This window comes from Microbacterium testaceum StLB037, assembly GCF_008763945.1.
Classification (GTDB): Bacteria; Actinomycetota; Actinomycetes; order Actinomycetales; family Microbacteriaceae; genus Microbacterium; species Microbacterium testaceum_G.
Genome location: NZ_VTQH01000002.1, coordinates 95,657 through 110,210, shown reverse-complemented (window position 1 = coordinate 110,210; position 14,554 = coordinate 95,657). Strand labels below are relative to the sequence as shown.

12 protein-coding genes, 1 tRNA gene and 1 pseudogene are annotated in these 14,554 nt (G+C 71.5%); 7 read left to right on the top strand and 7 right to left on the bottom strand.

What is annotated here, in order from left to right; all coding sequences use genetic code 11:
- Positions 1–66 precede the first annotated feature (66 nt).
- The 3 genes from F9B98_RS09165 to F9B98_RS09155 are packed head-to-tail and all read right to left on the bottom strand — an operon-like array spanning position 67 to position 2,738.
- Positions 67–1,014, bottom strand: coding sequence for an FKBP-type peptidyl-prolyl cis-trans isomerase (locus tag F9B98_RS09165; protein WP_150956316.1), 948 nt, complete (start codon positions 1,012–1,014; stop codon positions 67–69).
- Positions 1,015–1,023: 9 nt separating this feature from the next.
- Positions 1,024–2,043, bottom strand: coding sequence for a tRNA (adenine-N1)-methyltransferase (locus tag F9B98_RS09160; protein WP_150956313.1), 1,020 nt, complete (start codon positions 2,041–2,043; stop codon positions 1,024–1,026).
- Entirely contained in the window at positions 2,040–2,738 is a 699-nt protein-coding gene (locus F9B98_RS09155; protein ID WP_150956310.1) for an HAD family hydrolase, read from the bottom strand. The genes F9B98_RS09160 and F9B98_RS09155 overlap by 4 nt, the downstream gene beginning before the upstream one ends.
- Before the next feature lie 130 nt (positions 2,739–2,868).
- Between F9B98_RS09155 and F9B98_RS09150 the strand changes: the two genes are divergently transcribed.
- Positions 2,869–3,735: a PAC2 family protein gene (locus tag F9B98_RS09150; protein ID WP_150956307.1), complete on the top strand. Its 867-nt coding sequence runs from the start codon at positions 2,869–2,871 to the stop codon at positions 3,733–3,735.
- A gap of 102 nt (positions 3,736–3,837) precedes the next feature.
- Here the strand turns inward: F9B98_RS09150 and F9B98_RS09145 are convergent, their stop codons facing one another.
- Positions 3,838–4,683, bottom strand: a complete 846-nt coding sequence (locus F9B98_RS09145) for an undecaprenyl-diphosphate phosphatase (RefSeq protein WP_150956304.1) — start codon at positions 4,681–4,683, stop codon at positions 3,838–3,840.
- A gap of 8 nt (positions 4,684–4,691) precedes the next feature.
- Complete coding sequence (locus F9B98_RS09140; RefSeq protein WP_150956301.1) at positions 4,692–5,993, bottom strand: M20/M25/M40 family metallo-hydrolase; 1,302 nt, start codon at positions 5,991–5,993, stop codon at positions 4,692–4,694.
- Positions 5,994–6,134: 141 nt separating this feature from the next.
- Between F9B98_RS09140 and F9B98_RS09135 the strand changes: the two genes are divergently transcribed.
- The 6 genes and pseudogenes from F9B98_RS09135 to F9B98_RS09110 all read left to right on the top strand — a co-directional run bounded on the left by F9B98_RS09135 (position 6,135) and on the right by F9B98_RS09110 (position 11,042).
- Positions 6,135–6,220 (top strand) — tRNA-Leu (locus F9B98_RS09135).
- Positions 6,221–6,426: 206 nt separating this feature from the next.
- A pseudogene (locus tag F9B98_RS16285) lies at positions 6,427–7,364 on the top strand (metal ABC transporter solute-binding protein, Zn/Mn family).
- Complete coding sequence (locus F9B98_RS09125) at positions 7,361–8,149, top strand: metal ABC transporter ATP-binding protein (RefSeq protein WP_150956298.1); 789 nt, start codon at positions 7,361–7,363, stop codon at positions 8,147–8,149. Before F9B98_RS16285 ends, F9B98_RS09125 begins: the two are co-directional and overlap by 4 nt.
- Positions 8,146–9,015 (top strand): metal ABC transporter permease, encoded by an 870-nt coding sequence (locus tag F9B98_RS09120; protein ID WP_150956295.1) that lies wholly within the window; start codon positions 8,146–8,148, stop codon positions 9,013–9,015. The genes F9B98_RS09125 and F9B98_RS09120 overlap by 4 nt, the downstream gene beginning before the upstream one ends.
- Positions 9,015–9,812 carry a metal ABC transporter permease gene (locus F9B98_RS09115; RefSeq protein ID WP_150957763.1) on the top strand — a complete coding sequence of 266 codons (798 nt, stop codon included), beginning with the start codon at positions 9,015–9,017 and terminating at the stop codon, positions 9,810–9,812. Before F9B98_RS09120 ends, F9B98_RS09115 begins: the two co-directional genes overlap by 1 nt.
- Positions 9,813–9,995: 183 nt before the next feature.
- The gene (locus F9B98_RS09110; protein WP_150956292.1) at positions 9,996–11,042 is read left to right on the top strand and encodes an isopenicillin N synthase family dioxygenase; all 1,047 of its coding nucleotides are present in this window, start codon (positions 9,996–9,998) and stop codon (positions 11,040–11,042) included.
- Positions 11,043–11,074: 32 nt separating this feature from the next.
- Here F9B98_RS09110 and F9B98_RS09105 read toward each other — a convergent pair whose 3' ends face one another.
- Both F9B98_RS09105 and F9B98_RS09100 read right to left on the bottom strand, forming a co-directional pair.
- Entirely contained in the window at positions 11,075–12,154 is a 1,080-nt protein-coding gene (locus tag F9B98_RS09105; protein WP_150956289.1) for a VIT1/CCC1 transporter family protein, read from the bottom strand.
- 235 nt (positions 12,155–12,389) lie between these two features.
- On the bottom strand, positions 12,390–14,132 hold the full coding sequence (locus F9B98_RS09100) for a DEAD/DEAH box helicase (RefSeq protein WP_225310327.1): 1,743 nt from the start codon (positions 14,130–14,132) through the stop codon (positions 12,390–12,392).
- Positions 14,133–14,554 lie beyond the last annotated feature (422 nt).

Here is a 14,554-nt window from a genome sequence, read left to right as displayed (position 1 = left end):
GCTGCGCGGGGAGGTCGCCGTGCGTTCCCCGACCGCGCCTGAGCGCGTCGGATCAGCGGATGCCGCTCAGCTGACGGTTCCGAGGATGTCGACGACGTAGACGAGAGCCGCGTTCGCCGGAGCCTGGAGGATCTGCTGGTCCTGCTGCGTCTGGTCGGCGGGCACGACGACGAGCACCTGCGAGCCGACGGTCTGTCCCTCGAGCGCCGAGGCCAGGGCCGGCGGCAGCTGCGACACGGTCGCCTGCCCGGGCGCGCCGTTCTTCCAGGTCGAGGCGAAGGTGCTCTTCGCACCCCACGCGACGCCCTGGATGTGGATCACGACGGACGAGTCGGCGGCGAGCACGTCGCCGTCGCCCTTCTTGATGGTCTGGGAGCGCTCCTGGGTGGGCGCGTCGCCGGCGGGGATGATCACGCCGGGGGTGCCGTCGGGGGCGCGGACGACCGAGGGCATGCCCGAGTCGGCGTTGTACTGGTCGGCGCCGTCGGCCTTGGGGAGGAAGACCTTGCGCACGTCGAAGACGAAGATCGCTCCGTCGCCCTCGTTGACCCCGAGCGCCTGCGCACCCTGGGCACCGAGGTCGGAACCGGGGATGGCCACGGCGACGCGCGAGCCCTCGGCCACGCAGTTCAGCAGCGGCCCGATGGCCGGGATCGCCTGGGTCAGGCGCGGAAGGGGGGTCGCCGACTTCACGTCGGAGGCGTAGGTGGTCGCGACCAGCTGCGTGCCGGTGGCGGCGTCGAGCACCGTCACGTCGACGAGCGCGAGCTGACCGTCGCGCGTGATGCGCTGGCCGTCGCCCTCGATGAGCGTCTGCGTGCCCGCCGACTCGGGGACGAAGGGCGAGCGCACCGACACCGTCGGTGCGGTGCCGAAGTCGCCGCTCGCGTCGACCACGGACGCGACCGCGCTGTCGGTGGGCGTCGGGCACGACGAGGCGGCGGATGCCGAGCACCCGACGAGGCCGAATCCGGCCAGAGCGGTCACGGCCACGAGAGCGGGGAGTCTACGCACCGGAACAGTTTAGGCGGTCGAACCCGCGTCTTCCGACGCGGCCCCCGCGACGGACTGGCGGACGCCCTCGGCCGACTTCTGCGCCTCGCGCACGCGCTTGCGCAGGTTCTTGTCGGTGATCTCGCGGTCGCCGACGGCACCGGGGGTCCACAGTTCCACGTCCTCGTCGCCATAGCTCGACTTCGACGCGCGCCGCTTGACCTCGGGCGGAACGGCTCCTGGCGCCAGACGTCGCGCGGTGATGAGGAAGCCCGTGTGCGCGACCATGCGGTGGTCGGGGCGGACGGCGAGACCCTCGACGTGCCACCCGCGGACCATGGTCTCGCTGGCATCCGGCTCGGTGAACAGCCCCGTGGCGCGGATGTACTCGGCCACACGGCTGAGCTGCGTGGCGGTGGCGATGTAGCAGAGCACGACGCCGCCGGGAGTCAGGGCGTCGGCGGCGGCGTCGATGCACTCCCAGGGCGCGAGCATGTCGAGCACGATGCGGTCGACGGAGGCGGGGGCCACGGCATCCGGGAGGCTCTCGACCAGATCGCCGACGACGACCTCCCACGTCGCGGGCAGCTCACCGTGGAAGGTCTCGACGTTCGCGCGGGCGACCTCGGCGAACTCCTCGCGACGCTCGAACGACAGCAGTCGCCCCGCGGGGCCGATCGCGCGCAACAGCCACAGCGAGAGCGCACCCGAGCCGACGCCGGCCTCGACGACGGTGGCCCCGGGGAAGATGTCGGCCTGCGCGAGGATCTGCGCGGCGTCCTTCGGGTAGACGATGGCGGCCCCGCGCGGCATCGACATCACGAAGTCGCGCAGGAGCGGGCGCACGGCGAGGTAGTCGTGGCCGGAGCTGTTGGTGACGACGCTGCCGTCGGGCTGGCCGACGAGGAGCTCGTGCTTGAGCACGCCGTTGTGGGTGTGCAGCTCGCCCGCCTCGCGCAGGGTGATGGTGTGCATGCGGCCCTTGGGGCCGGTCAGCTGCACCCGGTCGCCGACCCGGAAGGGGCCGCTCAGGTGGGGGGTCTCGCTCATCGGGGGGCTCGTGTCTCTTCGGGGCGGGAGGGGGTGTGCGCGACGTGCAGCGCGCGCAGGTCGGAGGCGGTGCGGCCCGCGAGCGTGGGCCACAGCTGAGCGGCCCCCACCCCGTCGAGCGACACCATGTGCGGCACGCCCAGGCTGACCGCGCCGCTGGCGACGGCCGAGCGCAACCCGTTGGGCGAGTCCTCGATCGCGACGGTGTCGGCGATGTCGACGCCGAGGGCCGCGGCCGCCTGCAGGTACGGGTCGGGGAACGGCTTGGGGCGTTCGACGTCGTCGCCGGCGACCACGACGTCGAAGGCGGGGAAGTCGATGAGGTCGGCCACCGACAGCGCCATGCGGCGCATCGACATCGTGACCAAGCCGGTCTTGATGCCCGCCGCGCGCAGGTCGGCGAGCAGTTCGTAGGCGCCCGGACGGAACGGCACGCCGATGGTGGCGAGCTGGCGCAGCACCTCGTCGGTCAGGTGCGCGATGATCTCGTCGACGCTCCACGGCACGCCGGCGTTCTGCAGCAGGGCGGCCGAGTCCTCGAGCGCGAGGCCGACCATGCCGAGCGCCTGCTCGTGCGACCAGGTGCCGCCGAAGCGCTCCACGAGCGGGGTCTCCGCGGCCATCCAGTACGGCTCGGTATCGACGAGCGTGCCGTCCATGTCCCACAGGACCGCGGCGAGGGCGGGAGAAGTCATCGTTCCATCGTATCGAGCGTCGGCGTCGCGCCCTCACGGGCCCCGCTGCGCACAGCCGCGGCCCCTCCGGCCGCGTGCTCGCCCGTACGCCTATCCTGGAAGCCAGCCCCGACGGGGCAGAGGAGGTTGCGTGGACGCACTGGGTCGCCGGATCATCGTGGCCGCATTCGACGGGTGGAACGACGCCGGAGAAGCCGCGTCGGCCGCCGCCGCGATGCTGCGGGCGGATGCCGCGTACGAGGTCGTCCATACGGTGGACCCCGAGCTCTACTTCGACTACCAGTACACGCGCCCCCAGGTCGGACTGGATGCCGAGGGCCGTCGCACCCTGACCTGGCCCGAGGCCACACTGCTGCGCCCGGTCGAGCGTTCCGACGACGCCGAGATCTGGCTGCTCGTGGGCGTGGAGCCCGCCCGCGCCTGGCAGGCCTTCGCCGCCGAGTTCATCGACGTCGCGCTGCGCGAGGACGTCACCGGCTTCGTCGCGCTCGGCTCGATGATGTCCGACGTGCCGCACACCCGCCCCATCTCGGTCTTCGCCGGCAGCGACAACGAGGCCGTGCGACAGTCGCTGGGGCTCGAGCGGAGCCTGTACGAGGGGCCGGTCGGCATCCTGAGCGCCATCGGTCATGTCTCGGAGACCGTGGGCATCCCGACCGCGAGCCTCTGGGCGAGCGTTCCACACTACGTCGCGGGGCACACGCCCTCGCCCAAGGCCACGCTCGCCCTGCTCGACAAGCTCGAGGCGATCACGGGGATCACGGTGCCGCGCGGAGACCTCGAGACCGAGTCGCGTCAGTGGGAGGCCTCGATCGACGCCGCCGCGGCCGACGACGAGGAGATGAGCGAGTACATCCGTCAGCTCGAGCAGACGCGCGACACGTGGGACTCCCCCGAGGCGTCGGGAGACGCGATCGCGCAGGAGTTCGAGCGCTACCTGCGCCGCGGCGGCGACGGGCCCACCAAGCCCGGTCGCGACGATCCGCCCCGACGCTGACGCTGCGGTCCGAGCCTCTTCGACGGACTCAGGGACCACCCCGCCACCGACACGACGAAGGCGCCGCCTCCGGATGGGACGGAGCCTTCGTGGCATCCGGGATCAGCCGGTGATGGCGGAGTACGCGGGCAGCACGCCGAGCGTCAGCAGCACCATGATCAGCACGCCGAGGGCGACGCGGTAGATCACGAACGGCAGGAAGCTGCCGCGCTTGAGGTACTGCATGAGGAAGGCGATCACGATGTAGCCGACGACGAACGCGATCACGGTCGCCAGCGCCGTCTCGCCGAGGTTGTAGGGGCCGGTGCCCTCGTCGAAGCTCTTGTACAGCTCGAAGAACCCACTGGCGAAGACCGCGGGGACCGCGAGCAGGAACGAATACTCGGCGGCGGCGGTGCGCTTGTACCCCAGCGCGCGGCCGAGGGTCGTGGTGGCACCCGAGCGCGAAACGCCGGGGACGAGGGCGAGGGCCTGCGCGAAACCGAAGGCGACGCCGTGCGGGTAGGTCAGGTCGTCGAGCTCGCGACGGCGCTTCCCGTAGTGGTCGGCGAGCCCCAACAGGATGCCGAAGACGATCAGCACCACCGCGGTGATCCACAGGCTCCGGAAGTTGTCGCGGATGAGACTCTGCAGCAGCACGCCCAGCAGAGCGATCGGCAGCGTGCCGATGATCACGAGCCAGCCCATGCGCGCGTCGGGATCGGTGCGGGGCACCTTGCCGGTGAGCGAGCCGAACCAGCGGGAGATGACCCGGGCGATCTTCTTGCGGAAGTAGATCAACACCGCGAGCTCGGTGCCGATCTGGGTGATGGCGGTGAACGTCGCGCCGGGATCGGTCTTCGACGGGAGGAACTCCCCCACGATGCGCAGGTGGGCGCTCGAGGAGATGGGGAGGAACTCGGTGAGGCCCTGGACGAGCCCGAGGACGATGACCTCGAAGATATGCATGCGGTCCTTCAGTACGTGCGGATGAGGTCGGCGAGAACCCGCTGACCGAACTGGAGCGCGTCGACGGGGACGCGCTCGTCGACACCGTGGAACATCCCGGTGAAGTCGAGGTCGGCCGGAAGGCGCAGCGGCGCGAACCCGTAGCCGGCGATGCCGAGACCGGCGAGGGCTTTGTTGTCGGTGCCGCCGCCCATCAGGTACGGCACGACCGGCACTCCGGGATCGTGTCGGCCCAGCTGCGCGATCATCGCGTCGACCAGGTCGCCCGAGAACGGCACCTCGAGACCGATGTCCTGGTGCACGATCTCGATCTCGATGTCAGGCCCGACGATGCGACGGATGTCGGCGAGGGCCGCCTCCTCGGTGCCGGGCAGCACCCGCACGTCGATGAGCGCCTCGGCACGATCGGGGATGACGTTGTGCTTGTAGCCCGCGGTGAGCCCGGTCGGGTTCGTCGTCGTCCGCAGGGTGGAGCGGATGAAGCTGGATGCCGCGCCGGCGCGCAGAGCGAGCGCGTCGGGGTCGCCCGCGTCGTCGCCGGTGATCTCGGCAAGGCCCTCGAGCAACTGAGAGGTGGTGTCGGTGAGGCGGATCGGCCACTCGGTGCGCCCGAGGGCGGCGACGGCCTCGGCGAGCTTCGTCACGGCGTTGTCGGCGTGCAGTCCGCTGCCGTGACCCGCGCGACCGCGCGCGATGAGCTTGATCCACACGAGGGCCTTCTCGCCCACCTGCAGCAGATAGGCGCGGCGGTCGCCCACGGCGATCGAGTAGCCGCCGACCTCGCTGATGGCCTCGGTGGCGCCGGCGAACCACTCGGGACGGTTCTTCACCACGAGCGCCGAGCCCTCGACGCCGCCGTTCTCCTCGTCGGCGAAGAACGTGACGATGATGTCGCGCTCGGGTTGCTCCCCCGCGCGCAGAACCTCGGCCACGGCGGTGAGGATCATGGCATCCATGTCCTTCATGTCGACCGCCCCGCGGCCCCAGAGGACGCCGTCGCGGATCTCGCCGGCGAAGGGGTCGACGCTCCAGTCTTCTGCGACGGCGGGCACGACATCGAGGTGGCCGTGCAGGATCAGGGCGGGCTTGTCGTGGTTGCGGCCGGGGATGCGGGCGCAGACGTTCGTGCGGCGCTCGATCGGCTCGTAGTACTCCACCTGCAGGCCGAGGTCTTCGAGGTACGCGCCGACGTATTCGGCAGCCTCTCGCTCACCCTCGGCACGACCCCCGCCGTAGTTCGACGTGTCGAACCGGATGAGGTCGCGCGCCACGCGGGCGACCTCGGGGACGTCGGTTTCGAGCTCGGGCATGCGCACTACGGTACCGGGGGCCGAGTCGCCCTCCCGCCCTGTGTCGCCGCGAGACGCGCCCGGGCGGCGGAACCGATTCGGGGCGGGGTCGGGAGCGTGGTAATGTCGTTCCTCGTTGCGAAAGCAGCGAAACACCCAGATGCGCGGGTGGCGGAATAGGTAGACGCGCTAGCTTGAGGTGCTAGTGCCCTTTAACGGGCGTGGGGGTTCAAGTCCCCCCTCGCGCACAGAACGAAGAAGGCCCCGGATTCATCCGGGGCCTTCTTCGCTTTGTCCGGGAGCGGGAGGGCTTCGAACTCGTCCGGGTGAAAGCCGGCCTGTTCAGCCAACGCACAGCCCTGACTTTCGCCGACCATAGCCCTCGTCTCTAGCTTCCCTCCTGATAACGGTTCTCATTCCCGAGGAGCCGATCGTCGAAGGGACATCGACCTCCATGAAGACAGCGCGCTCCGTCGTCGTCGCCACCGCCTCCCTGCTGACCCTGGTGCTCGCCGGGTGCTCCACCGCGGCGTCATCCGCCGCCCCCGCCGCCACGTCCGACACGGGTCCGAAGATCACCGTCGTCGCCGCCGAGAACGAGTACGCCGACGTCGTCCAGCAGATCGGCGGCGACCGCGTGGACGTGTCGGCGATCATGAGCGACCCCAACACCGACCCGCACACCTTCGAAGCCAGCGCGAGCGTGGCCAAGGCGGTCGCGGGGGCGCAGCTCATCGTGCAGAACGGTCTCGGTTACGACGACTTCATGACCGATCTCGAGAAGGCCTCCCCTGACGCGAATCGCTCGGTGATCGTCGCGCAGGACGTCCTGGGACTGCCCGACAGTACCGAGAACCCTCACCTCTGGTACGACCCGAAGACCATGCCCGCGGTCGCGAGCTCGGTGGCCGACAAGCTGAGCGCGCTCGACCCGGCCAGCGCTGACACCTTCCGCGCCAACCTCGCGACCTTCACCGCGTCTCTGAGCGGCTGGACCGACGCTCTCGCCTCGTTCGCAAAGATGACCCGAAAACGCCCGTGGCGGTGACCGAGCCCGTCGCCGACTTCATGCTCCAAGCCGCGGATGCCGATATCAAGACACCGTGGAACCTGCAGGCGGCGATCATGAACGACACCGACCCCTCGGCCCAGGACACCGCGACGCAGGACGCCCTCTTCACCGGCAAGCAGGTGAAGGTGTTCCTGTACAACCAGCAGGTCACCGACGACACGACCGACAAGTATCTGCAGCTCGCGAAGGACAACGGCATCCCCGTCGTCGGTGTCTACGAGACGATGCCCGCGAACTACCACTACCAGGACTGGATGCTGGCCGAGGTGAAAGCACTCGAGACCGCCGTCACCCAGGGCACCTCGACCGAGCACCTGTGAACGAGGCCTCCGCGCGGAGCGATCCCGACGCCGTCCTTCGGGCACGGGGGGTCGCGGTGAGTCTGGGCGGTGCTCTCGTGCTCGACGGCGTCGATCTCGACGTGCCCCCGGGCGCGATCGTCGGGTTGATCGGAGCGAACGGCGCGGGCAAGACCACGCTGCTGCGGGTACTGCTCGGCATCCTGAGCCCTCAGGCCGGGCGGGTGCAGCGCCCGGACCGTCGCGCAGGCATCGGGTACGTCCCACAGAAGATCAGCCTCGACCCGCACGCGCCGCTGCGCGCCCGCGACGTGGTGATGCTGGGGCTGGACGGAGCCCGGCTCGGCATCCCGCTCGCACGGCGACGGCTGCGCGGGGCGGTCGACGACGCTCTCGCCCAGGTGGGGGCCACCGCGTTCGCCGACGCCCGGGTGGGCGAGCTCTCGGGAGGACAGCAGCAGCGGGTGCTGCTCGCGCACGCGATCGTTCGTCGACCGGCCCTGCTTCTGCTCGACGAGCCGCTCGCGAGCCTCGATCCGGTCAGCGCTCGCGATGTCGTCGCGCTCCTGGACGAGGTGCGGCGGCGAAGCGGCGTGGCGATCGTGGTGACCGCTCACGACCTCACCCTGCTGCTGCCCGTGCTCGACCGCGTCGCGTATCTCGCGTCGGGGCGCGCGGCGGTGGGGACGCCGGCCGAGGTGGTGCGCGACGACGTCCTCAGCGCGCTGTACGGGCGCCCCATGCGGGTGATCGAGGCGGCCGGTCGCACGTTCGTCGTCGCCGACGAGGCGGTGACGACGGCATGAGCGGCGTGCTGTCGGCGTTTCTCGCGAGCCCGACGGTGCATACCGCGCTCGTGGTCGGCACGGTGGTCGCGGTGCTGTCGGGCATCGTCGGGGTGTTCACCATCACGCGGGGCCAGTCGTTCGCCGGTCACGCGCTGGCCGACCTCGGAGCCGTCGGCGGCTCGGGTGCGTTCCTGTTGGGAGTGAGCCAGCTCTGGGGCTTCGTCGCCGCGGGGGTGCTCTCCGCGGTGGTGATGGAGGCGATCGGGACTCGGCGGCTGGCCGGGCGCGACGTCGCCACCGGCGTCGTCTTCGGCGCGGGGACGGGGCTCACCGCCCTGTTCCTCACCCTCGACACCCTGATCGGCGGCTCGAGCAACGCCGCGATCTCGGTGCTGTTCGGCTCCCTCTTCTCGATCGATTCACGCCTGGTCCCGGTCATCGTCGGACTGGGCGTCGTCGCCGTGGCCGTCGTCGCCCTCATCTGGCGGTGGGTGAGCCTCGAGACGCTCGACAGCGACCTCGCCGCCGCCCGCGGAGTGCCGACCCGGTGGGCGAGCTCGCTGTTCCTGGTCGCGCTCGCCCTCGCCGTGCAGCTGTCGTCGCTGTCGATCGGCGCGATCCTCTCGACGGCTCTGCTGATCGGACCGCCGGCGACCGCGCTGCTGTTCACCCGGCGGCTGGGAACCGCTGCGGTGCTGGCCGCGACCCTCGCCGTGGCCCAGGTCTTCGTCGGGTGCCTGGTGTCGTTCGCGAGCTTCGACTGGTTCGGAGGGAGCAGCTGGCCGGTGAGCTTCACCATCGTGGCGGCGGTGTTCCTGACCTACCTTTCGGCCCGCGCCGTCACTGCCCTGCGCCCGGCGCCGCGTCGAGGGGCGGTGGCGTGATGTTCGCTCCGTACCTCATGACCGCGTGGGCGGGAGGGACGATCGTGGCCGTGGTCGCGGGCGTCGTCGGCTTCTTCGTCGTGCTGCGCGGCAATGCCTTCTTCGCCCACGCCGTTCCGCACGGGGCGTTCGCCGGAGCCGCCGGGGCCGTGCTGATCGGGGTGAACCCCCTCGTGGGCCTCGGCGTCTTCGCCGCGGGTGGGGCGGTGGGCATCGTGCTGCTGGGACGCCGGGCGCGACACGACGTGGTCACCGCCCTGACGCTCGTGACGATGCTCGCCCTGGGCGCGCTCTTCCTCAGCCGCTCGCGCGAGTACTCGGCGCAGGTGTTCGCCCTGCTGTTCGGCCAGATCCTGGGGGTCTCCCCCGACGAACTGCTCACCATGGGTCTGCTGGCCCTGATGTGTCTCGCGCTGGTCGCGCTCATCGTGCGGCCGCTGCTGCTGGCATCCCTCTCCCCCGCCCTCGCCGCCTCGCGCGGCGTGCGCGTGCGAGGCGTGGACCTCGTGTTCGCGCTCGTGGTGGCCGCCGCCACGACGGTGAGCGTGCCGATGGTGGGGGCCCTGCTGATGTTCGCGTTGCTCATCGGGCCGCCGGCCGCCGCGCAGATGCTCGCGCGGACTCCCGGTGGAGGCCTCGCGCTGTCGGTGGCGCTCACGCTCGTCACGGTGTGGGCGTCGATCGCGCTTGCGGTGACCACCGACCTGCCGATCGGGTTCTTCGCCACGGCGATCGGGGCACTGATGTACGCGGGGGCGCGGGTGTGGACGCGCGTGCGTGGCCGTCGGGTCGGATGATTCCGGATGCCGGGACCCCGGCGCGTGCATCGCGGTCGGCGGGGGCCGCGGTCGCGGTGGTCCGCGGTCGGCGGGGGCCGCGGTCGCGGTGGTCCGCTCGCCGTGGACCGCGCTCGCCGTGGTTCACGATCGCCGTGACCCCGCAGAAACACCCGTGTGACATGGGCCGCTTAGCGTCGGGGCATGCCCGCCTTCTCCGTCCCGACGATCGACATCTCCGCCTGGGTCGGCCCGGGCTCCCCCGATGCCCGAGCCGCGGTCGTCGCCGCCGTCGACCACGCGTGTCGCACCGTGGGCTTCATGCAGGTGGTGGGTCATGGCATCCCGGATGCCGTCATCTCGGAGCTGACCGAGGGACTCGACGAGTTCTTCGCGCTGCCGTTGGAGACGAAGAAGGCGTACGTGCGGCCCGCGGCCGAGAATCGCGGGTACAGCCCGCCGAAGAGCGAGTCGCTGAGTTACAGCCTGGGCGTGGATCCAGTCACGCGCATGAACGATTTCTTCGAGGCGTTCAACGTCGGTACCTCTGCGGCGGAGTATCCCGGCAGCACCGCGACCTCCGCGGACTACGCCGAGAGCACCTGGCCCGCCGAGACGCGGATCTTCGAGCCCGCGGTGCGGGAGTACTACGACGAGGCGCGTCGCGTCGCGCGCACCCTCACGCGGATCTTCGCGGCGGCGCTGCGGGTGCCGGTCGACTTCTTCGACGACGTCACCGACCACTCGATCGACGTGCTGCGCATGAACAACTACGCCCTGCCGCCCGGGGAGATCGAGCTGGGCGCGGAGCTGACCGGCATGGGCGAGCACACCGACTTCGGACTCGTCACGGTGCTGTGGGCCGACCAGGTCGCGGGGCTGCAGGTGCTCGGGCAGGACGGCTCGTGGAACGACGTCTCCCCCGCCCGCGGTGCGCTGCTCGTCAACCTGGGCGATGTCGCCGCGCGCCTGACGAACGACCGCTGGATGTCGACCCTGCACCGGGTGAAGCCGCCCGTCGTCAACGGCACGATCGAGCGCCGACGCTCGGCGGCGTTCTTCCACGACGGCAACGCCGACGCGGTGATCGCCCCGCTGCCGCATTTCGTCTCGCCCGAGGCCCCCGCGCTGTACGACCCGGTGACGGTGCGCGAGCACATCGCGGCGAAGCTCGCGGGGTCGCGCGCCGGGCGCAAGAACGTCGGCGCCGAGCGCGAGGCGGCGCGGGTGGCGGCTGCGACGCGGGGCTGAGCGCCGCGCTCGCGCGGCAGGCGCGCCTCGGGTCAGGCCGCCGACACCCCGAACAGCAGACCCAGCACGTAGGTGACAGCCGCGGCGCCGAAGCCGATCGCGAGCTGACGCAGGCCCCGCTTGAGCGGCGAGGCACCGGACAGCAGGCCGACCATCGCGCCCGTGCCGAGCAGCGCGATGCCGACCAGGCCGAGCGCGAGGGCGACGGCCGCGAAGCCCGACATGCCGAAGATCCACGGCAGCACCGGGATGATCGCGCCCGAGGCGAAGAACAGGAAGCTCGACAGGGCCGCACCCCACGCGCTCCCGACGACGTCGTGCGACGACTCGCCCGGTGCCGCCGCCGCGGGCGCGGTTCCCGCCCGGGCCGCGGTGACGACCTCGCGCGCCTTGTCGAGGGCGGCGTCGGGGTCCATCCCGCGGGTGCGGTAGACGAGCGCGAGCTCGTTGGCATCCAGGTCGAGATGGGGAAGGGCAGAGTCGGCGAAGTCGCTCTCTTCGGTCGCCTCGAGAAGTTCGCGCTGCGACCGCACCGACACGAACTCTCCAGCGCCCATCGACAGCGCACCGGCGAGCAGTCCCGCGATGCCGCTGAACAGCACGAAGCTCGGGGCGACGCCGGTCGCGCCGACGCCCATCACCAGCGCGAGGTTCGAGACGAGACCGTCGTTAGCGCCGAAGACGGCGGCGCGGAAGGTGCCCGAGAGGCGCCTGCGCCCGCGAGCGGCGAGACCGCGCACGACCTCGTGGTGCACGCGCTCATCGGCCGCCATCGCGGGGGTGGCGTAGGGCTCGTCGGCGTAGGGCGAGCGCGCCTCGGCGTTCTGAGCCAGGGCGAGCACGAAGATCGAGCCGAACCGCCGCGCCATCCAGGCGAGCACGCGGGTGCCGATGCCGGGCTGCGGCAGACGCTGCGGATGCTCGCCGAGCAGGTCGATCCAGTGCTGCTCGTGGCGGCCCTCGGCGTCGGCGAGGGCGAGGAGGATGTCGCGTTCCTCGCCCGTGCGGCGCGAGGCGAGCTCGCGATACACGCGCGCCTCGGCGCGTTCGTCGACGAGATAGCGCGCCCAACGGCGGCGGTCGCGGGCGGTGGGTGTGGCGGGGGTCGTCACGGGGCTCCTTCGGGTCGTCCCCCACCGTAGTGAGGCGGAATCCCGCCCTCGGGCGCGTCGCCCACACTGACAGCATTTCGGGGCTCCGAAGAGCGGAATACCGCGGATGCTGCGGGGTGGATGCCAGCATTTCGGCGCCGCGAAACCGTGGCGCGCGTTCGCGCAGCGGGGCGGGCGGCGTTCGCGCGAGCGCTCCGCTCGGCGGCGACTCACGCGAACGCCCCGCAGCGCCGGCTCAGGAATGCACGCGCTTGCGCAGCACGTCGATGCGCGCCTGCAACTGCGCCACCGTCGCGTGCGAGACGGCGGGACCCCCGCAGATGCGCCGCAGCTCGGCGTGCACGAGGCCGTGCGGCTCGCCGCTTTGGCGCGCGTACAGGCCGACCATCGTGTTGAGCAGTTGGCGCTGCTCCTTCAGCGTCCGGTGCAGCGGCGCCGGAAGCCCGCCCTCGTCGACCGACGCCGGCTCGACGCCGCTCTCCTTCTCGGTCGCCTCGCGGGTCGAGCGGTGGCGCGACTGTCGCGTGGCCCTCGACATGAGCACCTCGTGCACCTGCTCGGGTTCGAGAAGGCCCGGGATGCCGAGGAACTCCTCCTCCTCGATGGTTCCCGGAACCGCCAGCTGGCCGAACTCCTGCCCGTCGAACATCACGCGATCGAAGTGCGCGAGCGAGCCGAGCGCCTGGTACTCGAATTCCTGCTCGAGCGCGTCAGAGGCTTTGTCCTCGCGCTCGGCGGCATCCATCATGTCTTCTTCGGCGTTCCACTGGTCTTCCGCGTCGCTGTCGCGGTCGAGGGCGTGTTCGCGCTGCGCCTCCATCTCGCCGGCCAGAGCCAGCAGTTGCGGGACGTTGGGCAGGAACACGCTCGCGGTCTCACCGCGGCGGCGGGCGCGCACGAAACGCCCGATGGCCTGGGCGAAGAACAGGGGGGTCGAGGCGCTCGTGGCGTACACGCCGACGGCGAGGCGCGGGACATCCACGCCCTCGGACACCATGCGCACCGCGACCATCCAGCGGGTCGTGCCCTTCGAGAACGTCTCGATGCGCCCCGAGGCCTCCGCCTCGTCGGAAAGGACGACGGTGACCTTCTCGCCGCTGATGTCCTCGAGGATGGCCGCGTACGCCCGCGCGGCGGTCTGGTCCGTCGCGATGACCAGGCCACCGGCATCCGGGACCGTCTCCCGTACCTCGGTGAGGCGACGATCCGCGGAGCGGAGGACCGCGGGGATCCAGTCGCCGTTCGGGTCGAGCGCGGTGCGCCAGGCCTGCGAGGTGATGTCTTTGGTGTTGTCCTGCCCGAGCTGGGCTTCCATCTCTTCGCCGGCTTTGGTTCGCCAGCGCATCTGACCGGCGTAGACGAGGAAGAAGACCGGGCGCACGACACCGTCTTCGAGTGCGCGCTTGTACCCGTAGGCGTAGTCGGTGCGTGAGAGGCGGATGCCCTTCGCGTTGGGGTGGTACTCCACGAACGGGATGGGCGCGGTATCGCTGCGGAACGGCGTTCCCGACAGCAGCAGGCGCCGAGTCGCCCGGTTGTAGGCCTCGCGCAGGGCGTCGCCCCAGCTGAGGGCGTCTCCGCCGTGGTGCACCTCGTCGAGGATGACCAGGGTCCTGGCATCCATCGTCAGCCGCTGGTGCACCTCGGCCTTGACCGCGACCTGTGCGTAGGTGACGGCGACGCCGTGGTACTGCCGCGAGGGCGTGGCGTGCCGGTTGGAGAAGAAGGGATCGAGACGGATGCCGACACGCGCGGCCGCCTCGGCCCACTGGGTCTTGAGGTGCTCGGTGGGGGCCACGACGACGATGCGGTCGACGACGCGGCGCCTCATGAGCTCGGAGGCGAGGCGGAGGGCGAAGGTCGTCTTTCCGGCGCCGGGGGTGGCCGCCGCGAGGAAGTCGCGGGGACCCTTGCCGACGCCGTCGGGTCCGTCGAGGCCGAAGTACAGGTCGAGCGCCTCGGCCTGCCACGCGCGCAGGCGCTGGGCGGTTCCCCACGGCGCACGTTGCGGGAACGAGGGCGAGAGGTGCTCGGCGGCGAAGGAGCCGAAGTGGGGCTCGACGCCGTCGAGGGCGGATTCGGGGACCGCCCCGGACGCGGGCTCGTCGGCGACGGGGGCGGTGGCGTGGGACGGGTCGGCGAGGGGGGCCGGCTGGGCGAGGGCGGATGCCGGGACGGCGGGCGTGGAGTGCGCCTCGGGTGCGGTGGCGAGGCCGGGGGTGGCGACCGGGCCGGGGCTGGCGAGGGCGGCGGAGCCGGGGCCGGGGGTGGCGATGCGGTCGGGGCTCGCGACGGTGCCGGGGCTCGCGACGGGACCGGGGCTCGCGACCGGACCGGGGCTCGCGACCGGACCGGGGCTCGCGACCGGACCGGGGCTCGCGACCGGACCGGGGCTCGCGA

Bases quoted from the DNA above. Each gene is read 5' to 3' on its own strand.
- F9B98_RS09120 (WP_150956295.1), top strand. From the start codon at position 8,146: ATGAGCGGCGTGCTGTCGGCGTTTCTCGCGAGCCCGACGGTGCATACC.
- F9B98_RS09155 (WP_150956310.1), bottom strand. From the start codon at position 2,738: ATGACTTCTCCCGCCCTCGCCGCGGTCCTGTGGGACATGGACGGCACG.
- F9B98_RS09110 (WP_150956292.1), top strand. From the start codon at position 9,996: ATGCCCGCCTTCTCCGTCCCGACGATCGACATCTCCGCCTGGGTCGGC.
- F9B98_RS09115 (WP_150957763.1), top strand. From the start codon at position 9,015: ATGTTCGCTCCGTACCTCATGACCGCGTGGGCGGGAGGGACGATCGTG.
- F9B98_RS09140 (WP_150956301.1), bottom strand. From the start codon at position 5,993: ATGCCCGAGCTCGAAACCGACGTCCCCGAGGTCGCCCGCGTGGCGCGC.
- F9B98_RS09145 (WP_150956304.1), bottom strand. From the start codon at position 4,683: ATGCATATCTTCGAGGTCATCGTCCTCGGGCTCGTCCAGGGCCTCACC.
- F9B98_RS09160 (WP_150956313.1), bottom strand. From the start codon at position 2,043: ATGAGCGAGACCCCCCACCTGAGCGGCCCCTTCCGGGTCGGCGACCGG.